Genomic DNA, 15,164 nt, shown 5'->3' with positions numbered 1-15,164 from the left:
GATCAGGCTCCTAAACGATGGGCTTGCGCCCTGGCTTTGTCCGCGACTTCATCAACCATGCGGTTCAGTTCCAGGTTGAACTGGACCAGCTCTTTGTGCAGGTTGGCGATGTAGTCTTCGTCGCGGTGAATCGTCTCGATGTAGAGCTGACACTCTTCATCTTGGCGAGAATCGAATGACAGAAAGTCCCACCATTTCCGTCCCGTAACGAACATGCAGCCCTGGACCTGCGGCATGTGTTCCTCGGGCATGCCTTCGAGCCAAGTCTTGACGTGTATCGCCTCATTGAAAGGGCACTTCGACTCGGTGCCGCCGTCATCGTTGATCAGGCCGTCTGGCGAGCAGCCGAGCCAGTCGTACTTCGGGTGAACGATGAACTCTGACGGTATGACGATTTTGCCGGTCAACATCTCGTAGGCGTCCTGAGCCTTCTGTTCTTCGGTGTGGCCCCACTTCAAGGAAGCGCTGCTGACGTTGTGCTTGGACTTCTTTGCCAGTCGCTCGAAGCACAGTTCGCGCATGTATGAGGTGCGCGCCCCCATAGGCTCGCGCTTCCCATTTTTGTCAGGCTTCCCCCAGGCAATCACATCTTTAAACCGGCTGGCTGTCACTCGGCCAGATCGGTCTGCTTGCCACTTTTCAGTGCCCTGAAGTTCAGTTCTCACTACGCCGCTTCCTCGACCTGAGACAGGCCGTCGTTGTTGCCAGTCATATCGGTAAAGTCGCCATCAACGGTTGCCGCCATGTTCTTGAGCGCTTCGTGGCATTCCAGGCCGATCGCTGCGCGCTGCTTAGGCTTGAGACCTGCCCAGGCTGCCGCATAGGCTTCGATGTCCTGCCGCTTCGCGACGACCAAAAGGTCTGCGAATACTCCGTCGATTTCCGGCGAGGGGGATTTCGGGCCGAACGACACACCAGCAGCGGCAGCGGTATTTGAAGCCTGCTTCGCAGGGGTGATGTCGATCTCGCCGCCGTAAGAGTCTTCGAACTCATCGGGCGTATAGACGCCGAGGATCACGTCGGGGCAGAAGAGTCGCGCCCATTTTTTAGTCACCAGGTAGGCAATCTGCTGCTTGGGGTCTTCCGCCCAAAGCGTAGAGTTTCGCGTGCGGACCTGGGTTAGCAGAAGCTCCAGAACGCGCGGCTCGTCCTCGCCTTTGAAGGTTGCCCAAACTTTGATGCCGAGGCCCTTCTCATCGTCAAAGCTCCATCCGGGAACGCGGTACTTCTTGAACTCGCCAGTGTCCTCGTCCTTCTTGGTCCGGCTGGTGACTTCGCGCATCTTCCCGATGACGTTTTCCCAGGCACCGAACCATTCGAAGTTCAAGCGACCTTTGACGGGCGCCTTGGCTGTGATCACTGCGTTGACGAGCTGTGCCTCATAGCTCAACGCACCGCCGTTGACGATAAACGTCTTCTGCGCAACAGCGAATGGGTTCATCTGCCACTGCATTGCTTGCAGCACTACCGCCATGCAGTCAGCTTGATTGCCCTTTAGATGCTTGGGGACGGTTGTCACGCCCTTCGACATCATCAGCGCGAGGTCGCTCATCGACTTCATGGTGCCCGGGTCGAGAATGAGCGCAGCTGCGTTGTGCGATGGATCGTGGTACGTGGCAAGGCCAGTTGGGGCTTGAGTGTCTGAGTCAGTCATTGCGCTCTCCGTGGCCGACGAGGAGTAGGTCGGCCGTTAGATGGAAAGGGTGGTTAGAAGCGGATGGCTTGAAGCCAGGCGCGTGCAGTGTCGAGGTCCACGTCGAAGCCCAGGGCTACAACCTCGACAATGTCTTCAACCGATGGGGCGGTTGTAGTTACGTCGTCGGACTCAGCAACAGGTGCATGTGAGCTGATAGGCGTGACTTCGGCCTTCTCTGCGACCACTTGGGTAGCCACTGGGGTGACTGGAGCCGGTGCGGCTGCCTGGGCGCGCAGACGGGCCAGCTCTTCCTGGTCACGTTGATACTGTGCGTCGCGTTCGCGCTGCTGGCGCTGTTGCTCTTCCTGCTGCTCACGTTGTTGGCGTTGCTGTGCTTCCATGTCGCGGCGCTGCTGGTCCAGATCGTCCTGCTGCTTCTTCAACCGCAGGCGATCTTCCTCGGCCCGCTGCTTGCGCAGCTCCTCAGCTTCAGCGTCGGCAATGCGTTGCTTCTCGCGCAGCTCGTCGAGTTCTTTCTGCTGAGCCAGCAGCCTGGCGGCAGCTTCCTCTCGCTCAACGGCAGACTTGTGCAGTGTTTCCAATTGCTCAATAGCGTTGTCGCGAGCGATGGTGCCTTCAGCTTCGAACTCGGCATATTCGTCGGGCAGGATCACTGACACCTTGACGCCTTGCAGAATGTCGGCGATATCGGCAGCGCTACGGCTTGCATATGCGGCAGCAACAGAACTGAAGCGGGTAATCTTTGCCCGGATGGCTTCGACGCGTTCAGCCTCGACACGCTCGCGTTCGGCTTTGGCGTCAGCTACGCGTTTTTCCTCGGCCTTGATCGCTTCGTCGACAGGCGCTTCGATCGCCAACACGCGATCTTTGAGCGCCTCGCCGAACTCCTTAACCTGGTTGACGCGAGCCTGGGCTTCTTTGACTTTCTGCTGATAAGGCACGAGCGCCGTTTTGGTGGTGTTCGCCAGGGCATAGCGCACGTCGCGGATATCGACGCGAACTTCCTTCGCATTCGCCAAGCCCTCGCTGGTCGAGCAGTCAACGACCAGCTTCGCGTAAGTGGTTTCAAGACGAACGATCTGTTCTTCGTGCGGCCGATATTCGGCGATGTCGGTGACGGCAACTGCAGGGACTACAATTTTTTTCGCGTCGTCGGTTTCGCTCATTTCCAGCGAGTCTTGCGCGAGTGCTTGTTTGGTATTTGCGGACATGACAGTTCCTTGCCGCGCGGTGCGCAGCTTTTGCAGGTGTGGGTTATTGAGTGATCTGACCGGAGTAGGCGCTTGCCAGCATCCAGGCAGTGAAGAAGAGCAGGGCGATGGCTGAACCGCGCCAGAACCAAAAGCGTTTTGCGCGCTGATAGGAAGTCATGGCCGAACCCTCACCGCGATCCGGCCGCCTTTCATGGTTGCCGCCAGCCGGCGCGGCAAGCTGGAGACCAGAGCTTCGCGAGACTTGCCAATCACCTCGTTGAACGGCAGGCCGAAACCCAGCAGGACCAGCTTCGATTCGATCTCGTCGAGCTGCTCGTCGATCAGTGATTTAACTGGTGGCGTGGTCATGCTGCAGCTCCCTGCTTGTTTGATGCGTTGAAGGAGGCGTAGATCTGATCGATGCGCGCCCGGTAATGACGATGTTCGGCGTCGCTGATGACGCGCAGCATGTAAGCGAGGGTGATGCACGACGTTGCCGCAGAGCTGGCGTTTGGCTTGCCCAGGTCGCGGATCATGTTGCTGATCTCGCCCTCGATCCAAGTCACCGCCGTATCGTGGTCGCGCTGTTGAATGCTCACGCTGCGCCTCCTTTTGCCGGACACACCATTTCCATTTGCGCCATGGTTGCGGCAATGCGCCGCTTCAGGCTTTTGCGCTCCTTCACCAGCCGAGCTTTACGGTCAGCCAGTGCCTGAGTGCGCTTGACTGCTTCCGCTTCGTAATCGTGAAACTCCTCGGGCTGCGATTTCTTCTCGCGGCCCCAAGCGTCGTAGCGCCTGTCCCACTCTCGGGCCTGCGCACTGTCTGCATAGCTGGTTGACATAGTCGCCTCCAAGAGCGGCGGTGTTGATCCAACAAAACTCGGCTGCACTCATACATTCCGCTGGTTGCCGTTGGGCGCGGAGGGGAGTGCATGCGGGTGGTGTCGGGGAAGGTCGAAGCCGCTTACGGCGGCAAGTCGTTGTTGCGATGGCGCTGCAGGGGACGGCTAGAAGTCTGTTGTTACATTGATGCTCGCTAGTTTTTGGCCTTCGCCAGCACCGGTGATTGCCAGTCGAGCCTTGTGATTAGAGTCTCGACTCATTTCTGCGAAAAACATGTCCGCCGAGTGGGGCTCGAAGATTCGAATGCCCTGGCCTTTCTCCAAAACTTCTGAATCCTCGCAAAGCACCAAGAGGTGGAGTTCCGGGTCAAGCTGTTGTAGCTGAGCGATCATTTCCTTAACTTTCATAGCGGCTTCCTTAAAAAATTTGAGAGGCTGTACCAATAACAAAAGTAACTCTAGTCGGGTTGCAGACGCCCGGCACTGCCCGGGATGTGTCGAGCCTGGCCAGCTATGCCCTCGGACTCGCCTGCAGTACCGGTTACTTGTCCGGCGCTGATGTCATCAGTAGATTCTGTGGGCTATACCCGCTGCGGGGCGCTGACAAAGCGCGCTCTCCGGTACCGATATTCTCTCGTCGGTCCAAGCGCCCAGCTCTTTAGTGGCTGGGGACACTGTTGCCCGGCAACGGTGGGTTATTCCTTCATGGCGGTAGCTCCTATCGCTCGCTCACTGGGCAGGCAGTGGCCACCTATCGAAGCTGCATTGGAATGTCGGTCCTGACCAAGATGCCTAACTACGTCCGCCCGTTCGCATACAAACAGTTGGCCTGGATCAGCTTTTTTCATGGGGCGCCGACATTCCGATGCAGCCTCTTTGAGGTGCTCGGGCAGTATCGTCAAGCTGACGTGATGTTGGATGGCCTCACGTCCAGAAGCGGGCGGAGTCAGGCGTGAGTGATGGAAAGGTCGCTGATGATGCAGACCGAACCGTCTTCCGGGTCGGTGCTTTCGGAGTAGTCAATCTGGTTGTACACGCCGCCATGGAAGGCGAGAGTTTTCGTGTCCCATGTGTTGTCGAGCCGCATGATTGCGGAGGCGGATTTGACGTCGTTGCAGCTGGCGGAAACCGAAACAGCACCGCTGGAGTTGGCGTGAATGTTGATCTTAAACAGTGCGCCGAGTGGCACATTGTCCAAGACGGTCGTGTTGACCGGGTCGTCCTGTAGATAGCTAGACCTGAAACCCATCGTGATCTTGCCCTTGTTCCAGAACACCTTCACCGGAGGCCGCTCTGAGCCCTGCACATGAATCTGGCCGATCACGACCTTCTGCAGAGAGTTGACCTTTGTCAGCCGCATTTCTTGGCGGCTCCAATGGTCTGCGGCACTCGAAAACAACCAGTAGCCAGGCTCTTTCCATTCGCAACGAGTGCGATGGACGCTTTTGCTGGAAGCGCCGAGGGTTGGTGCCGTCATCTGCAGCGATCCGTCAGGAAGCATCGAGACGACGTCAGGGCATTCGAGCAGCGCTCGCCAGCCGATCAAGTCAAGGGAGATAGGATTGGTGTCGGAGATTGGTAGCGGGGTAGCGATGGTGTAATTGCTGATGTCTACAGTCATGGTTTGTACCTCATTCCATTGATGTCGCCTTTGCTCAGTTGAGCCTTTCGTTTGATGCAGGCCTACATCCGTCTGCCCACTCAACGAATGGACAGAGGTGATGCTTCAAGCCGCTTCCTGCTCGTCTTTGTCGTATTTCTCACCGCAGAACATGCAGTAGTTGCCGAGCAGGCTTTCCGTCTCTTTTTGCTCGCGCATTCGGCTTGGCTTTTTGGCGGTGCCTTTGGTTGGCGAGCTGTACGTCGCCGTGACTTCGGAATAGTTCTTCATGCTCACTGGGCCGCTGAAGATCATCGCGTAGCCGCCGAGACTCACCTTCAGGCCTGTTGCGCCTTCAGGGAGTTGTTTGGCGAAGTGCTCGGTCAGCCGCTCTTCGTTCTTGCTTCTGCAGTCACACATCGTCATTCCCTCGGTTATTTTCCCAATGCACCCGTCACCAGGTGCATCAGTGAAAAATTTCGTTTCTCCACCACGCGCATCGCCGGATTCATATCTCTGGCCGTCGTCGCACATTTCGTGTTCGGTGCTGGTACGGCTGGCTTGCGTGGTTTCGCGTACTCACATCTGGTGAGCACGGCCAGTTCCAGAGCTGGCGTGGCATCGACTATTTGTTGCTCGCACTTACCGGCTGAAACCCGGGGTAGTCGATGGCGAGGATCCTGAGCTGTTAAAGAGCGGCGGATCTCTCGACCCTTCGCAGCCGGTCCCTATGTGGGGACTGGGTTGCGACGGGGTGAATATAAGCGAGCTTATCTTTGTCGTCAATAAGCACGCTTATATATTTATCATGAGGCGATAAAAAGCCCGCTCGATGGCGGGCTAATTTCAAGCTTCGCAGTACTGTCGCCACCCGATCCGAACTGCGCCATCCTCCAGAGATTCAACAAGCACTCCGGCGGTTTCACTGATTTCATCAATGAGCCGCAGCCAATCCTCAACGGTCTCGTGCTCGAGCCTGGACACTGTCACCGCCTGAACCTTTTGAACGCCAGGTGCAGCAATGAGCGATTGCAAGCGGCGGCACGTCGTCTCGTAAGACGTTCGGTTTTTTGTTGTAGGAATCGGGGAGGGGTGCATGCGGTTTTTCCTTACCAATACTGTATGTATGTACAGTATTGGTAAGAGTTCCTTTTGGCAAGACCGAAAGAGTGAGTCTTTACTTCTTAGGTCCACAGGTACAAAAAATAGCCGGTCAAGCGGGCGCCAATCGATGGAAAAGTGGATAGCGCTGTACCAAAAAAACTCTACGCTAGCCGGCCCAGGTCTCGCAGTCGAAAATAAAAAAGCTCTCCAGGATAACCAAGAGAGCTTTTTTGGGAGGGAGCCGACCTTGAGAGGCGGTCCGAAGAATCGATACTAATGCGACTCCATTCGCATCGACACCTGATTTCTATCCCTGCAACTGGGCATTGTCAACACCTTTTTTACGTGTTGTCTTCCAAAATGAAATCTATAGTTTCGCGGATTTCAGCTGTCGCATTTACGATTTTGATTCGCTTGTACGCCTGCATGCCTAAGCCCTTGATTGGTGACGCGAGAAGCGCACTTAGGAAGCTGTGGGGTGAGCTAACCACATTGTCGAAGTCAATTAAAATCGTTTTGCCCTCTTCAAGCGCTGGGAAAATACGTTTGTCCCGCATTTTGATTGCAGCTTCTTTATCTTCAGCATACTTTCCAAAAAAATTTTCTATACCGATCAAGTATTTGGAACTAGCTTCTTGTGTATCGCCGCTTTTTTGCTCTTTATCGGCGGCCTCTCTAAATTCCTGCATGATTTTGTGGAGCATGAAGGTCGAGTTTTTATCAAGGCGCAATGATACAAGGACAAGCGTTCCTGGCCATTTCGTTTCCATTTTTCTTCGAGTGACATCTCTGGGAGAAATGTGAACAAGACCATTACCTGACAGAATATGCATATCGGCATTCAAGCGCCGGATGATGTTGGATGAAATATAAAGCCCCATACCGGCATTATTTTTATTTTTATACGGATCGTTCCTACCAAATGTCCCAGACACTTTGGCCCGCAGAGCAAACTCGATTGCCTCCTCATCACTTTCAAGAGGGGCAAAGGCTTGTTCAACGTGAGATTTAATACCTATCCCTAGATCGGCAATAATGAACTGAATTTCATTGCGCTGCTTATACCAAGTAAATTGAACTAGCGAAGGTATTCTTATGTTTGCTGGCCCTGAGAAGCTAGCGCCGTGTTCCATTGTGTTATATAGAAGTTCGCTCAATACGTAACGCAATGTTCCTTCATACTCGACGTTAAATCCGTCAGTATAAGATTCTGCAGACTGAATTACAGTACCAAAGTCTTTGGCATCCCTAACGGCAAAAAGTGGTTTGAAATGATTTCCCTTAAACTGCTGTCCACTATTAAAGAGCACTGCGAATAAGCCACGTGCACCCATGGTTCTCCACATTTCGCTGGCGCCGGTAGTCTTTTCATTTTCGACATACGTAACTCTGCAACCTTGAGACTTTAACTTCCACCCGTAGATTGCTAATAATGAAAGGGCTTGGTAATTAGCGGTGTGGCATTTTGTCAGATCTATTTCGACCGGACAGTTATGAATATCCCAGTCAAAAAATTTTATCAGGCGATCAAAGTCGTATACGTCGTGCTCTTTAAAGGAGAAGCGGGGTGGAAGTTGCAATTTCACTTCGCGTTTCTCCTCAAGAGCCTTCTTCAGATCGGCGAATCCTTCGTGGAACATCACGAGTCCTTTTGATGTGCAGATGATAATTTTTGTTGAGTGTCTTGTGCGTTGCGAAAAAATGATTTTGTGAAGCGACCTACCAGTCTTCTCTGCGCCATCTTCGCCGGCAATCACTAAGGAGGTTCACGACAATATGCCGGTCGTATTTTGGCTCGACTCTCAGTGAAAAGTCACCACCCTACGGGGTTCGCCAATCATGATACGGTCCAGCGCTCTATTGAGGGAATCAAGGCGTTGAGCACGGCTTTTGCCTCGCTCTCTCGACCATATCCCCAGACGCGCTCAGCCATTTTGTTCAGAGCTAGGATAGATCTCTCAATGTCCGCAGCGGTTGCTGTAGCGGTGTCTACCGGCAGTTTCTTTGACATTGTCAAAACTTTTGCAGTGCCCGAACGACGACGCCCACGATCCGGCAGCGCTCGTCAAACGGTTCAATCGGGTATCCAGGGTTCAGCGGCTTCAAGAACAGTCTTCCGCCATCGCTGACAAGCTTCTTGAATGTGGCCTCATTACTCTCCGGTAGTTTGGCGATCACCAGCTTGCCAGGTGCAGCCTCAGCTTCGGTATCGACAAGGATCAATGTTCCTTCAGTAATGCTTTGCCCCACAGGCGAAGTCATCGAATCGCCTTTGACCTCTAGCCAGAACGCAGCCCCCTTCGAGTCGTACTCTGAAAACTCATAGCGATCCGAGAAGCCGGCGGGATAGGGCTCCACGGCCTCCGCCCAGGCGCCAGCGGCAACCCAATTGATAACCGGGTAGCGGTAGGACTCAACAGGCTGACGGGATTCGCCCACGTTCGACTCGGCCGCTTTTGAGTTGATCATCTGACCAATATTCTCAGATAACCAGATGGCGCTCACCCCGCATGCATGCGCAATTTTTGGCAGGTGCGCGCTTTGGAGGTTCTTTCCCGTTTCCAGCTGCGAAATCACCGGTTGCTCAACTCCCGCCTTAAGGGCGAGGGCCTTTTGCGTCAGCTTTGCGTGATTTCGTGCAGATTTGATTCTTTCGGCGAGTGTGCTCATCCGCTGAAATTTATAAGTTTCCTTATCGGCTTGCAAATAAGTGTCCTTCTAATTAGGATATAAGCAGGCTTATCAGGATGGATTTCAAATGACCCCTATCGAAAGGCTCGTCGACCACTTCGGCGGGCAAACCAAAACAGCTTTGGCTCTCGGCGTATCTCAGGCTGCGGTTTCGTACTGGGTGTCTGGCATTTACTTGATGAGCGCGGAGAAAGCATTCAAGGCGGAGGAGCTTACGAGCGGTGAAATCACCGCTCGTGAGCTTTGTTCTCGCCATCAGCCGGCTCGTAAATCAGCAGCCTAACCCAGCCCAGTCACACCGAAAGCGGAAGTGAACCTATGGCCTACGACGATAAAGCGCACCGGCACGAGCACCAGGTGAAGGTGCGCCCCGATGACGAAGTCTTTCAGGAATTGAAGGACGTAGCCCGCGACATGAAGCTTCAACACAGCGTGCTTAGCCGAGAAATCATCGAGGCCGCGCTTGAGGTCAAGCGAACGCTCGGAGAGCTGCCGTTTGAGCTGGAGAAAAGACGCGCCTGAGAAGGCCATAGAGGGGGATTCATGCCCAGTGCAGTAGTTGAACTCAGGAAGGGCGCAACAGAAGAACTGGCGCGATGGGCGTCGGAGATCGGAATCACCCCGGATGCCTTGGCTTCCGAGCTTTTACGACTGGCGATGCCAGGGCTCAAGAAGGCGATCTGCGACAGCACACCACCCGAAAGCAACGTGGTTGCCTTCCCGCCCAAGCGGTGATTCACAGCCCTTACTAGGGACCGCAGAGAGAGTAGTGCAGGCCAGTAACGGATTTCAAAATTGGGTTTGGTCCCTGGTTCGGGACTGGAAGCAGAAAGGGTCATGGGTTCATCCCTGATCAGTTGATGAGCGAATTATTGCCTTGTTGGCGCATCGCCACCACGGAAACAGAAATGAGGTTTTACGAATGGAAGATTTCCTGCGGGCCTGCCAGAGCGCTGTTCTGGATAACGAGGCAAAAGCACTGGCCGCAAAAATGGGCGTTCCGCATGTAGGTCTTCTTCAGCGCGCCAACCCCGACAACGATGCGCACCACCTGACCGTGGAGCATCTGTTCGGGATCTTGCTGCACACCGGCGACATGCGCCCGCTGCTGGCCCTGGCCAACGAGTTTGGTTTCGACTTGGCCGCCAAGTCCGCCCCTGAACCACAAGCACTGACCAAGTCCTTGATCAACGTCGGCAAGGAAGTGGCCGATCTGACCATCGCGGTACACGAAGCGCTCGGCGATGACCACGTCAGCACTGTTGAGAAATCCATGATCCGCCAAGAAATCAACCACGTTCGGCAGAGCCTGGACGTGATGGATGCGTCGGTGAAAGCCGCCTGAATTACAGGCACAAAAAAGCCGACGGTCGAGGTCGGCTGATTCGATAACACTTGTGAGGCCGATTATGCAGAGCCAACTCAATTCAAGCAATACCCCGAACCATGTCGCGACACGTTTTGCTAATTCCGAAAACGTGTCGCGGACCACGATGTCTTCCCGCGAGATAGCCAACGTCACCGGCAAGCGTCACGCCAACGTGAAGCGCGACATCGCAGCGATGCTGAAAGAACTCAATTTAGATGTACTCAGTTTTGAGCACATCTATCTGGACGGTCAAAACCGAGAGCAAGTTGAATACATGCTCGACCGCGAGCACACCGATTGCCTGCTCACCGGCTACAGCGCACCAATGCGCATGAAAGTGATTCGCCGCTGGCGCGAGCTGGAACAGCAGCAGGGCGCCCGCGAGCAGGTTCTGCTCAATGGCACCAAGGTTGTTGGCGAGATCGCCATCATGGAGTGCTTCACGCGCCTGCTGAAGCCTGCGCCATCGTGCCAGATGGCCATGCTCACGAGGATCGCCCAGAACAACGGGCTGGACCCGAAGTTTCTCCCAGGCTACGCCGTCGACGCCGCGCCAGATGCTGCCGGCGGCTCCTCGATGCCCACCAAGTCAGCCACGGCCTTGCTCAAAGACAACGGCATCCGAGTCGCGCCGGCGGCATTCAACCGTGCGTTGGCCGCCAGGGGCTTTCTCAAACAGCTGCAGCGCAAGAACTCCAAGCAGGAAATGGTCGACTTTTGGTCGGTGACTGATCAGGGCCTTCGTTTTGGCAAGAATTTGACTAATCCTCAATCCCCTCGCGAAACCCAACCTCACTGGTACGTGGATCGCTTCCTTGAACTGACCAAACTGGTCGGGAAGGGCTGACATGCAATACACCGTCACGATCAACCAGGTGAAGGCGCTGGAGTGGGGGCTGAATTCTCAGCAAGCCCTGCTGTTTGCCTTCGTCTACGAGAGCCCGAGCTGGGCCAATCCAATCAAGACGGATACCGGGATTTATTTCGCACTGAGCAAGAGCAAGATCGTTGAAGAACTGCCTCTGCTCACTGATAAGCCGGACACCGCTTACCGCCTGCTAAAAGCCTTGCGTGATGCTGGCCTGATCGAGCTTTCCAGCACGTCGAGCATCACACTGATTCGCCTGACGGAGAAGGCGAAAGAGTGGAACCGCAAGCTGGACGGGTCGGAAAAATATCCGACCTCAGATGCTATCGATGGTCGGAAAAAAATCCGATCTACCTCGGATAAATCTCCGAGCAAGGTCGGAAAAAAATCCGATGCAGGGTCGGATAAATCTCCGACAAATCAGGGTACCAATAATCAGGGTACCAATCAGGTAACCAGTAATCAGGATTTGCAGGACGGTACCGGCAAGCCGGCCCAGTCCCGCGGCTTGGTGCTGGTGGTTGATCGGATCGAATCCCCACGGGTTGAAATCCCCACCGACATGCCAGGCCCCAAAGACCAGACCTGCAAGACGTTCAAAACTTGGGCGAACTACGCCATGGCTTATCGCAAACGTTACGGCGCCTGGCCGGTATGGAACGCCAAGGTCGGTGGCCAGCTCGGTCAGCTTGTCAGCCGCCTTGGTGCCGATGTCGCGCATCACGTCGCAGCCCACTTCCTAAAAACCAGTGACGCCGCAGTGCTGCGCAAATGCCACAGCCTCAACGAGCTGCTGGCCAACGCGGAGAGCTACCACACCCAGTGGGTCACAGGTCAGCGCATCAACGGGACCACGGCCCGCCAGATGGAGCGCACCGAGGCCAACCTCTCCGCAGCAGAACAGGCTGCGCAAATGGTCCTGGCCAAGCGCCAGGCAGGAGAGCGCAATGAATACCTCTGAAATGAACGACGCCCAAGTCGCCGGCCTTGCCTCGGCAATCATCGCCACGGCTGAAGCCATGGGGCAGGAAATGAACCCAGGCACTGCCGCGATGATGGCCGAGGATTTGTGCGTCTACCCGGTTCCGGTTGTCCGCGCCGCGCTGAAGGCCTGCCGGCTTGAGGTGAAAGGCCGGCTGTCGATGGCTGACATTTTGCAGCGCGTCCAGGCCTCCGATGGCCGTCCCGGCAAAGACGAAGCTTGGGCGATCGCTCTGGTGTCCAGCGACGAAAGTGACACGGTGGTGATGACTGATGAGATCCAGCTCGCACTGGGTGCTGCTAAACCGGTACTCGACCTCGGCGACAAGGTCGGCGCGCGGATGGCATTCATCAACGCCTACGAGCGATTGGTTCTTCAGGCTCGCGATGAAGGCAAGTCGGTCAACTGGCACGTCTCCATTGGTTTTGACGCTAATCGCCGCCTGGAAGCCATCACCAAGGCCGTTCAGCTCAAGCGCATACCGCAAGAGCGCGGGCAGCTTTATTTGGCTGACCTGTCGCACGAACCAATCACCGAAGACGGGCGCGCTGTTGCCGGCTTGCTCGGCGGGCCTGAATCCAGTGCCAAACCGAGCGCCGAGATCAAGGGGCGAATTGGGGTCATCAAGTCCGCCCTCCAAAACATGCGAAAAGCCAGCGAAGAAGACAGGGTCTTGATGCGGATTCATGCCACCAACGACCTGGCTGCGCGCTTGGCCGTACTGCAAAAACAGGTTAGCGAAGGCCAAGCCAAGGAGCTTTCCCAATGAGCGACTACAACAAACTGAAAAACCTGCTCTGGGCTGAAGTCGCCGCATGGAGTGCGAATTGTGAGTCATGGCAGAGAAGCTCGGAAGCACTAGGCGAGTTCCTGGGCAAGAAGACCGTCGAGGAAGTGGCGCTAGAGTTGCTGGCTGAGAACGAGGCGTTGCGCAAGGGGCTACTCGAGTCTGTCGTGATTGAGCTGCCGCAGGATCTGGATTGGCGCAGCGCTACCGAAATCCGCGACATGTGCGCTGATCGGATACGCGCCGCAGGCCTCAAGGTGAAGCCATGACCGACAAAATCAGCGTCAACTGCCAGGCCAAGCTCACTGAAGCCATAACCAGCCTGACCACCATGTACCGGGACAAGAAGTTCGTCGTGGTTTCCCTTCGTCCGGGCAAGGACCGCACGCTTGACCAGAACTCGCTGTGGTTTGGGATGTACAAGCGAATAGCGCAGATGACCCAGATCGGCGACGCGGCCGATGCCCGGCGCTACTGCAAGCTGCACTTCGGCGTGCAGGTCCTGCTGAACGAGGACGCCGGGTTTCAGGCTGAGTGGTACCGCGTGATGCGCCACCTCCCTTACGAAACGAAGTTGGCCATGATGGGGGAATGCCATTTGTTCGGTCCTGACGGCTTCCCGGTGACCAGTCTGTTCAATCGCTCCCAGGGCATCCAGTACACCGACCGAATCGCCGCGTTCTTCACCGGCCATGGCGTGGTGTTCACTGATCTGCTCAGCAAGGAGGCTGCATGATCGCCAAGCAACCCAAGCCTAAAACGTGTAAGAACCCCGCGTGCGGCATCAGCTTCCCGCCGCAGCGCCTGGGTCAGGCTGTGTGCAGTCCCAAGTGCGGCTTGGCCATCAAGGACGTGAACCAGGAGAGGGCGCGCAAGTCGCTTGCCCAAGTCCAGCGCAAAGAGATCAAGGTCCGCAGGGAGAAGCTGAAGAGCAGGGCGGAACACCTCAAGGACACGCAGATCGCCTTCAACGCCTGGGTGCGTGAGCGGGATGCCGAGCTGCCATGCATCAGTTGCGGCCGGCACCACCAGGGCAAGTACGACGCAGGGCATTACCGCACTGTCGGCAGCAACCCTGCGCTGCGATTCGAGCCGCTGAACTGCCACCGCCAGTGTTCCCCGTGCAACACCCAGCTGTCCGGGAACATCGTGAATTACCGGATAGCACTGGTGAAGCGGATCGGCGCGGAGCAGGTCGAGTGGCTGGAAGGCCCTCATGAAGCGAAGAAGTACACCACCGAAGAACTGAAGGCGATGACCGCCGACTACCGGGCAAAAACCAAAGAACTGAAGAGGGCAGCAGCATGAAGCTAATTGGCGCACGTCAGGCATGGACTGACTCTCAACACGAATCGAACGCCTCGATCACGGCAGCGGCCATCGACTCGGCGCAGTCGGTGGCATCGGTGAAGAAGGCACGGGCCCGCCTGCATGAGGTGGTGTTCGCCGCCCTAGGTGACGACAAGGCCGAACGGATCATGGCCACCCGGCAGCGGATCAGCATCAGCGAAACACGCCGGACACCCATGGGTCGATCTACCGCGCGCGCCGCGCACCTGGCAACCATCGGCAAGATCCTGCGCGCCATCGATACGCTGCCGTTCCAGGTGCAGCAGTTCGGGCACTTCCTGTATCACCCGATGATGACTATGCAACACGTCATGAATGCGGTGTTGCTTGTGGCGTCAAAAGCAGAGTTGCCCGACCTGACATCAGCCAAGCGCGTGAAGGCGCACTACCTGGTCACTCTGGCATTGCAGTCATACAAGGCCCAAGTGAGCGGGGCGGCGGAATGGGGGCCAGCCCGGGTCGCTGCCGAGATGAAAGACTTCTTCGGCGTGACTATCGATCCGAAGAACTGGACGCGTGACTGGCTCGACCTGTGGGAATCCCTGAAAGTAGTCATCAAGGAAGTGGATATTCAGGCGCAACAACCTGTATGGCAGGTGATACACGCGGAAAAAGAAGAGGAGGCGGCATAAATATATTGACATGACGGGGAGTTGCGCGTACTTTTCCCATAGTGCACAAGTAACGCGAAACGCACATAACTAAAGAAAGCCCGGCTT

23 protein-coding genes and 1 pseudogene are annotated in these 15,164 nt (G+C 55.9%); 11 read left to right on the top strand and 13 right to left on the bottom strand.

Annotated elements, in window-relative coordinates; translation table 11 throughout:
• Nucleotides 1-2: 2 nt before the first annotated feature.
• The 13 genes and pseudogenes from ACA060_RS18685 to ACA060_RS18625 all read right to left on the bottom strand — a co-directional run bounded on the left by ACA060_RS18685 (nucleotide 3) and on the right by ACA060_RS18625 (nucleotide 9,068).
• Complete coding sequence (locus tag ACA060_RS18685) at nucleotides 3-665, bottom strand: lambda exonuclease family protein (protein WP_497312410.1); 663 nt, start codon at nucleotides 663-665, stop codon at nucleotides 3-5.
• On the bottom strand, nucleotides 665-1,654 hold the full coding sequence (locus tag ACA060_RS18680) for a RecT family recombinase (protein WP_497312408.1): 990 nt from the start codon (nucleotides 1,652-1,654) through the stop codon (nucleotides 665-667). The genes ACA060_RS18685 and ACA060_RS18680 overlap by 1 nt, the downstream gene beginning before the upstream one ends.
• Nucleotides 1,655-1,707: 53 nt before the next feature.
• Complete coding sequence (locus ACA060_RS18675; RefSeq protein WP_497312406.1) at nucleotides 1,708-2,823, bottom strand: coiled-coil domain-containing protein; 1,116 nt, start codon at nucleotides 2,821-2,823, stop codon at nucleotides 1,708-1,710.
• A 201-nt stretch (nucleotides 2,824-3,024) separates the two neighbouring features.
• Entirely contained in the window at nucleotides 3,025-3,219 is a 195-nt protein-coding gene (locus tag ACA060_RS18670; protein WP_497312404.1) for a hypothetical protein, read from the bottom strand.
• On the bottom strand, nucleotides 3,216-3,449 hold the full coding sequence (locus ACA060_RS18665) for a hypothetical protein (protein ID WP_497312402.1): 234 nt from the start codon (nucleotides 3,447-3,449) through the stop codon (nucleotides 3,216-3,218). Before ACA060_RS18665 ends, ACA060_RS18670 begins: the two co-directional genes overlap by 4 nt.
• A complete protein-coding gene (locus ACA060_RS18660; protein WP_497312400.1) occupies nucleotides 3,446-3,694 on the bottom strand; it encodes a hypothetical protein in 249 nt (82 codons plus the stop codon). Before ACA060_RS18660 ends, ACA060_RS18665 begins: the two co-directional genes overlap by 4 nt.
• A 165-nt stretch (nucleotides 3,695-3,859) precedes the next feature.
• On the bottom strand, nucleotides 3,860-4,102 hold the full coding sequence (locus tag ACA060_RS18655) for a hypothetical protein (protein WP_497312398.1): 243 nt from the start codon (nucleotides 4,100-4,102) through the stop codon (nucleotides 3,860-3,862).
• A 538-nt stretch (nucleotides 4,103-4,640) separates the two neighbouring features.
• Entirely contained in the window at nucleotides 4,641-5,315 is a 675-nt protein-coding gene (locus ACA060_RS18650) for a polysaccharide lyase family 7 protein (RefSeq protein WP_497312396.1), read from the bottom strand.
• Between the two features lie 105 nt (nucleotides 5,316-5,420).
• Nucleotides 5,421-5,828 (bottom strand): hypothetical protein, encoded by a 408-nt coding sequence (locus ACA060_RS18645; RefSeq protein ID WP_497312394.1) that lies wholly within the window; start codon nucleotides 5,826-5,828, stop codon nucleotides 5,421-5,423.
• Nucleotides 5,829-6,140: 312 nt separating this feature from the next.
• Nucleotides 6,141-6,392, bottom strand: a complete 252-nt coding sequence (locus ACA060_RS18640) for a DUF1654 domain-containing protein (RefSeq protein WP_497312392.1) — start codon at nucleotides 6,390-6,392, stop codon at nucleotides 6,141-6,143.
• Nucleotides 6,393-6,739: 347 nt separating this feature from the next.
• Nucleotides 6,740-8,038, bottom strand: a complete 1,299-nt coding sequence (locus tag ACA060_RS18635) for an STAS-like domain-containing protein (protein WP_497312390.1) — start codon at nucleotides 8,036-8,038, stop codon at nucleotides 6,740-6,742.
• Nucleotides 8,039-8,200: 162 nt separating this feature from the next.
• Nucleotides 8,201-8,409: pseudogene (locus ACA060_RS18630) on the bottom strand (hypothetical protein).
• 2 nt (nucleotides 8,410-8,411) lie between these two features.
• Nucleotides 8,412-9,068 carry a helix-turn-helix domain-containing protein gene (locus tag ACA060_RS18625; RefSeq protein ID WP_497318301.1) on the bottom strand — a complete coding sequence of 219 codons (657 nt, stop codon included), beginning with the start codon at nucleotides 9,066-9,068 and terminating at the stop codon, nucleotides 8,412-8,414.
• 88 nt (nucleotides 9,069-9,156) lie between these two features.
• On the opposite strand from ACA060_RS18625, the gene ACA060_RS18620 reads away from it, so the two are divergent.
• The 11 genes from ACA060_RS18620 to ACA060_RS18570 all read left to right on the top strand — a co-directional run bounded on the left by ACA060_RS18620 (nucleotide 9,157) and on the right by ACA060_RS18570 (nucleotide 15,077).
• Nucleotides 9,157-9,372 carry a transcriptional regulator gene (locus ACA060_RS18620; protein WP_497312388.1) on the top strand — a complete coding sequence of 72 codons (216 nt, stop codon included), beginning with the start codon at nucleotides 9,157-9,159 and terminating at the stop codon, nucleotides 9,370-9,372.
• A 35-nt stretch (nucleotides 9,373-9,407) separates the two neighbouring features.
• A complete protein-coding gene (locus ACA060_RS18615) occupies nucleotides 9,408-9,611 on the top strand; it encodes a hypothetical protein (protein ID WP_497312386.1) in 204 nt (67 codons plus the stop codon).
• A 21-nt stretch (nucleotides 9,612-9,632) separates the two neighbouring features.
• A complete protein-coding gene (locus tag ACA060_RS18610) occupies nucleotides 9,633-9,824 on the top strand; it encodes a hypothetical protein (RefSeq protein WP_429530464.1) in 192 nt (63 codons plus the stop codon).
• A 187-nt stretch (nucleotides 9,825-10,011) separates the two neighbouring features.
• The gene (locus tag ACA060_RS18605) at nucleotides 10,012-10,434 is read left to right on the top strand and encodes a phage regulatory CII family protein (protein WP_497312384.1); all 423 of its coding nucleotides are present in this window, start codon (nucleotides 10,012-10,014) and stop codon (nucleotides 10,432-10,434) included.
• A gap of 148 nt (nucleotides 10,435-10,582) precedes the next feature.
• Nucleotides 10,583-11,305: a Rha family transcriptional regulator gene (locus ACA060_RS18600; RefSeq protein ID WP_497318299.1), complete on the top strand. Its 723-nt coding sequence runs from the start codon at nucleotides 10,583-10,585 to the stop codon at nucleotides 11,303-11,305.
• A gap of 1 nt (nucleotide 11,306) precedes the next feature.
• Nucleotides 11,307-12,287, top strand: coding sequence for a phage replication protein (locus ACA060_RS18595; RefSeq protein WP_497312382.1), 981 nt, complete (start codon nucleotides 11,307-11,309; stop codon nucleotides 12,285-12,287).
• Nucleotides 12,274-13,077, top strand: coding sequence for a hypothetical protein (locus tag ACA060_RS18590; RefSeq protein WP_497312380.1), 804 nt, complete (start codon nucleotides 12,274-12,276; stop codon nucleotides 13,075-13,077). Before ACA060_RS18595 ends, ACA060_RS18590 begins: the two co-directional genes overlap by 14 nt.
• Nucleotides 13,074-13,364, top strand: coding sequence for a hypothetical protein (locus ACA060_RS18585; RefSeq protein ID WP_497312378.1), 291 nt, complete (start codon nucleotides 13,074-13,076; stop codon nucleotides 13,362-13,364). Before ACA060_RS18590 ends, ACA060_RS18585 begins: the two co-directional genes overlap by 4 nt.
• Nucleotides 13,361-13,831 carry a hypothetical protein gene (locus ACA060_RS18580; RefSeq protein ID WP_497312376.1) on the top strand — a complete coding sequence of 157 codons (471 nt, stop codon included), beginning with the start codon at nucleotides 13,361-13,363 and terminating at the stop codon, nucleotides 13,829-13,831. Before ACA060_RS18585 ends, ACA060_RS18580 begins: the two co-directional genes overlap by 4 nt.
• Nucleotides 13,828-14,403, top strand: coding sequence for a recombination protein NinG (locus ACA060_RS18575; RefSeq protein WP_497312374.1), 576 nt, complete (start codon nucleotides 13,828-13,830; stop codon nucleotides 14,401-14,403). The genes ACA060_RS18580 and ACA060_RS18575 overlap by 4 nt, the downstream gene beginning before the upstream one ends.
• Nucleotides 14,400-15,077, top strand: a complete 678-nt coding sequence (locus tag ACA060_RS18570; RefSeq protein ID WP_497312372.1) for a hypothetical protein — start codon at nucleotides 14,400-14,402, stop codon at nucleotides 15,075-15,077. The genes ACA060_RS18575 and ACA060_RS18570 overlap by 4 nt, the downstream gene beginning before the upstream one ends.
• The last annotated feature ends 87 nt before the right edge of the window (nucleotides 15,078-15,164 follow it).

This window comes from Pseudomonas sp. LBUM1671, from assembly GCF_059695685.1.
Note: the sequence above shows the minus strand (reverse complement) of the source record. Positions and strands in the feature narration are given on the sequence as shown.

Bases quoted from the DNA above. Each gene is read 5' to 3' on its own strand.
- ACA060_RS18570 (WP_497312372.1), top strand. From the start codon at position 14,400: ATGAAGCTAATTGGCGCACGTCAGGCATGGACTGACTCTCAACACGAA.
- ACA060_RS18580 (WP_497312376.1), top strand. From the start codon at position 13,361: ATGACCGACAAAATCAGCGTCAACTGCCAGGCCAAGCTCACTGAAGCC.
- ACA060_RS18645 (WP_497312394.1), bottom strand. From the start codon at position 5,828: ATGTGCGACGACGGCCAGAGATATGAATCCGGCGATGCGCGTGGTGGA.
- ACA060_RS18680 (WP_497312408.1), bottom strand. From the start codon at position 1,654: ATGACTGACTCAGACACTCAAGCCCCAACTGGCCTTGCCACGTACCAC.
- ACA060_RS18640 (WP_497312392.1), bottom strand. From the start codon at position 6,392: ATGCACCCCTCCCCGATTCCTACAACAAAAAACCGAACGTCTTACGAG.
- ACA060_RS18600 (WP_497318299.1), top strand. From the start codon at position 10,583: ATGTCTTCCCGCGAGATAGCCAACGTCACCGGCAAGCGTCACGCCAAC.
- ACA060_RS18585 (WP_497312378.1), top strand. From the start codon at position 13,074: ATGAGCGACTACAACAAACTGAAAAACCTGCTCTGGGCTGAAGTCGCC.
- ACA060_RS18655 (WP_497312398.1), bottom strand. From the start codon at position 4,102: ATGAAAGTTAAGGAAATGATCGCTCAGCTACAACAGCTTGACCCGGAA.
- ACA060_RS18595 (WP_497312382.1), top strand. From the start codon at position 11,307: ATGCAATACACCGTCACGATCAACCAGGTGAAGGCGCTGGAGTGGGGG.
- ACA060_RS18615 (WP_497312386.1), top strand. From the start codon at position 9,408: ATGGCCTACGACGATAAAGCGCACCGGCACGAGCACCAGGTGAAGGTG.
- ACA060_RS18620 (WP_497312388.1), top strand. From the start codon at position 9,157: ATGACCCCTATCGAAAGGCTCGTCGACCACTTCGGCGGGCAAACCAAA.
- ACA060_RS18590 (WP_497312380.1), top strand. From the start codon at position 12,274: ATGAATACCTCTGAAATGAACGACGCCCAAGTCGCCGGCCTTGCCTCG.
- ACA060_RS18625 (WP_497318301.1), bottom strand. From the start codon at position 9,068: ATGAGCACACTCGCCGAAAGAATCAAATCTGCACGAAATCACGCAAAG.
- ACA060_RS18575 (WP_497312374.1), top strand. From the start codon at position 13,828: ATGATCGCCAAGCAACCCAAGCCTAAAACGTGTAAGAACCCCGCGTGC.
- ACA060_RS18660 (WP_497312400.1), bottom strand. From the start codon at position 3,694: ATGTCAACCAGCTATGCAGACAGTGCGCAGGCCCGAGAGTGGGACAGG.
- ACA060_RS18675 (WP_497312406.1), bottom strand. From the start codon at position 2,823: ATGAGCGAAACCGACGACGCGAAAAAAATTGTAGTCCCTGCAGTTGCC.
- ACA060_RS18605 (WP_497312384.1), top strand. From the start codon at position 10,012: ATGGAAGATTTCCTGCGGGCCTGCCAGAGCGCTGTTCTGGATAACGAG.
- ACA060_RS18610 (WP_429530464.1), top strand. From the start codon at position 9,633: ATGCCCAGTGCAGTAGTTGAACTCAGGAAGGGCGCAACAGAAGAACTG.
- ACA060_RS18650 (WP_497312396.1), bottom strand. From the start codon at position 5,315: ATGACTGTAGACATCAGCAATTACACCATCGCTACCCCGCTACCAATC.
- ACA060_RS18670 (WP_497312404.1), bottom strand. From the start codon at position 3,219: ATGACCACGCCACCAGTTAAATCACTGATCGACGAGCAGCTCGACGAG.
- ACA060_RS18635 (WP_497312390.1), bottom strand. From the start codon at position 8,038: ATGTTCCACGAAGGATTCGCCGATCTGAAGAAGGCTCTTGAGGAGAAA.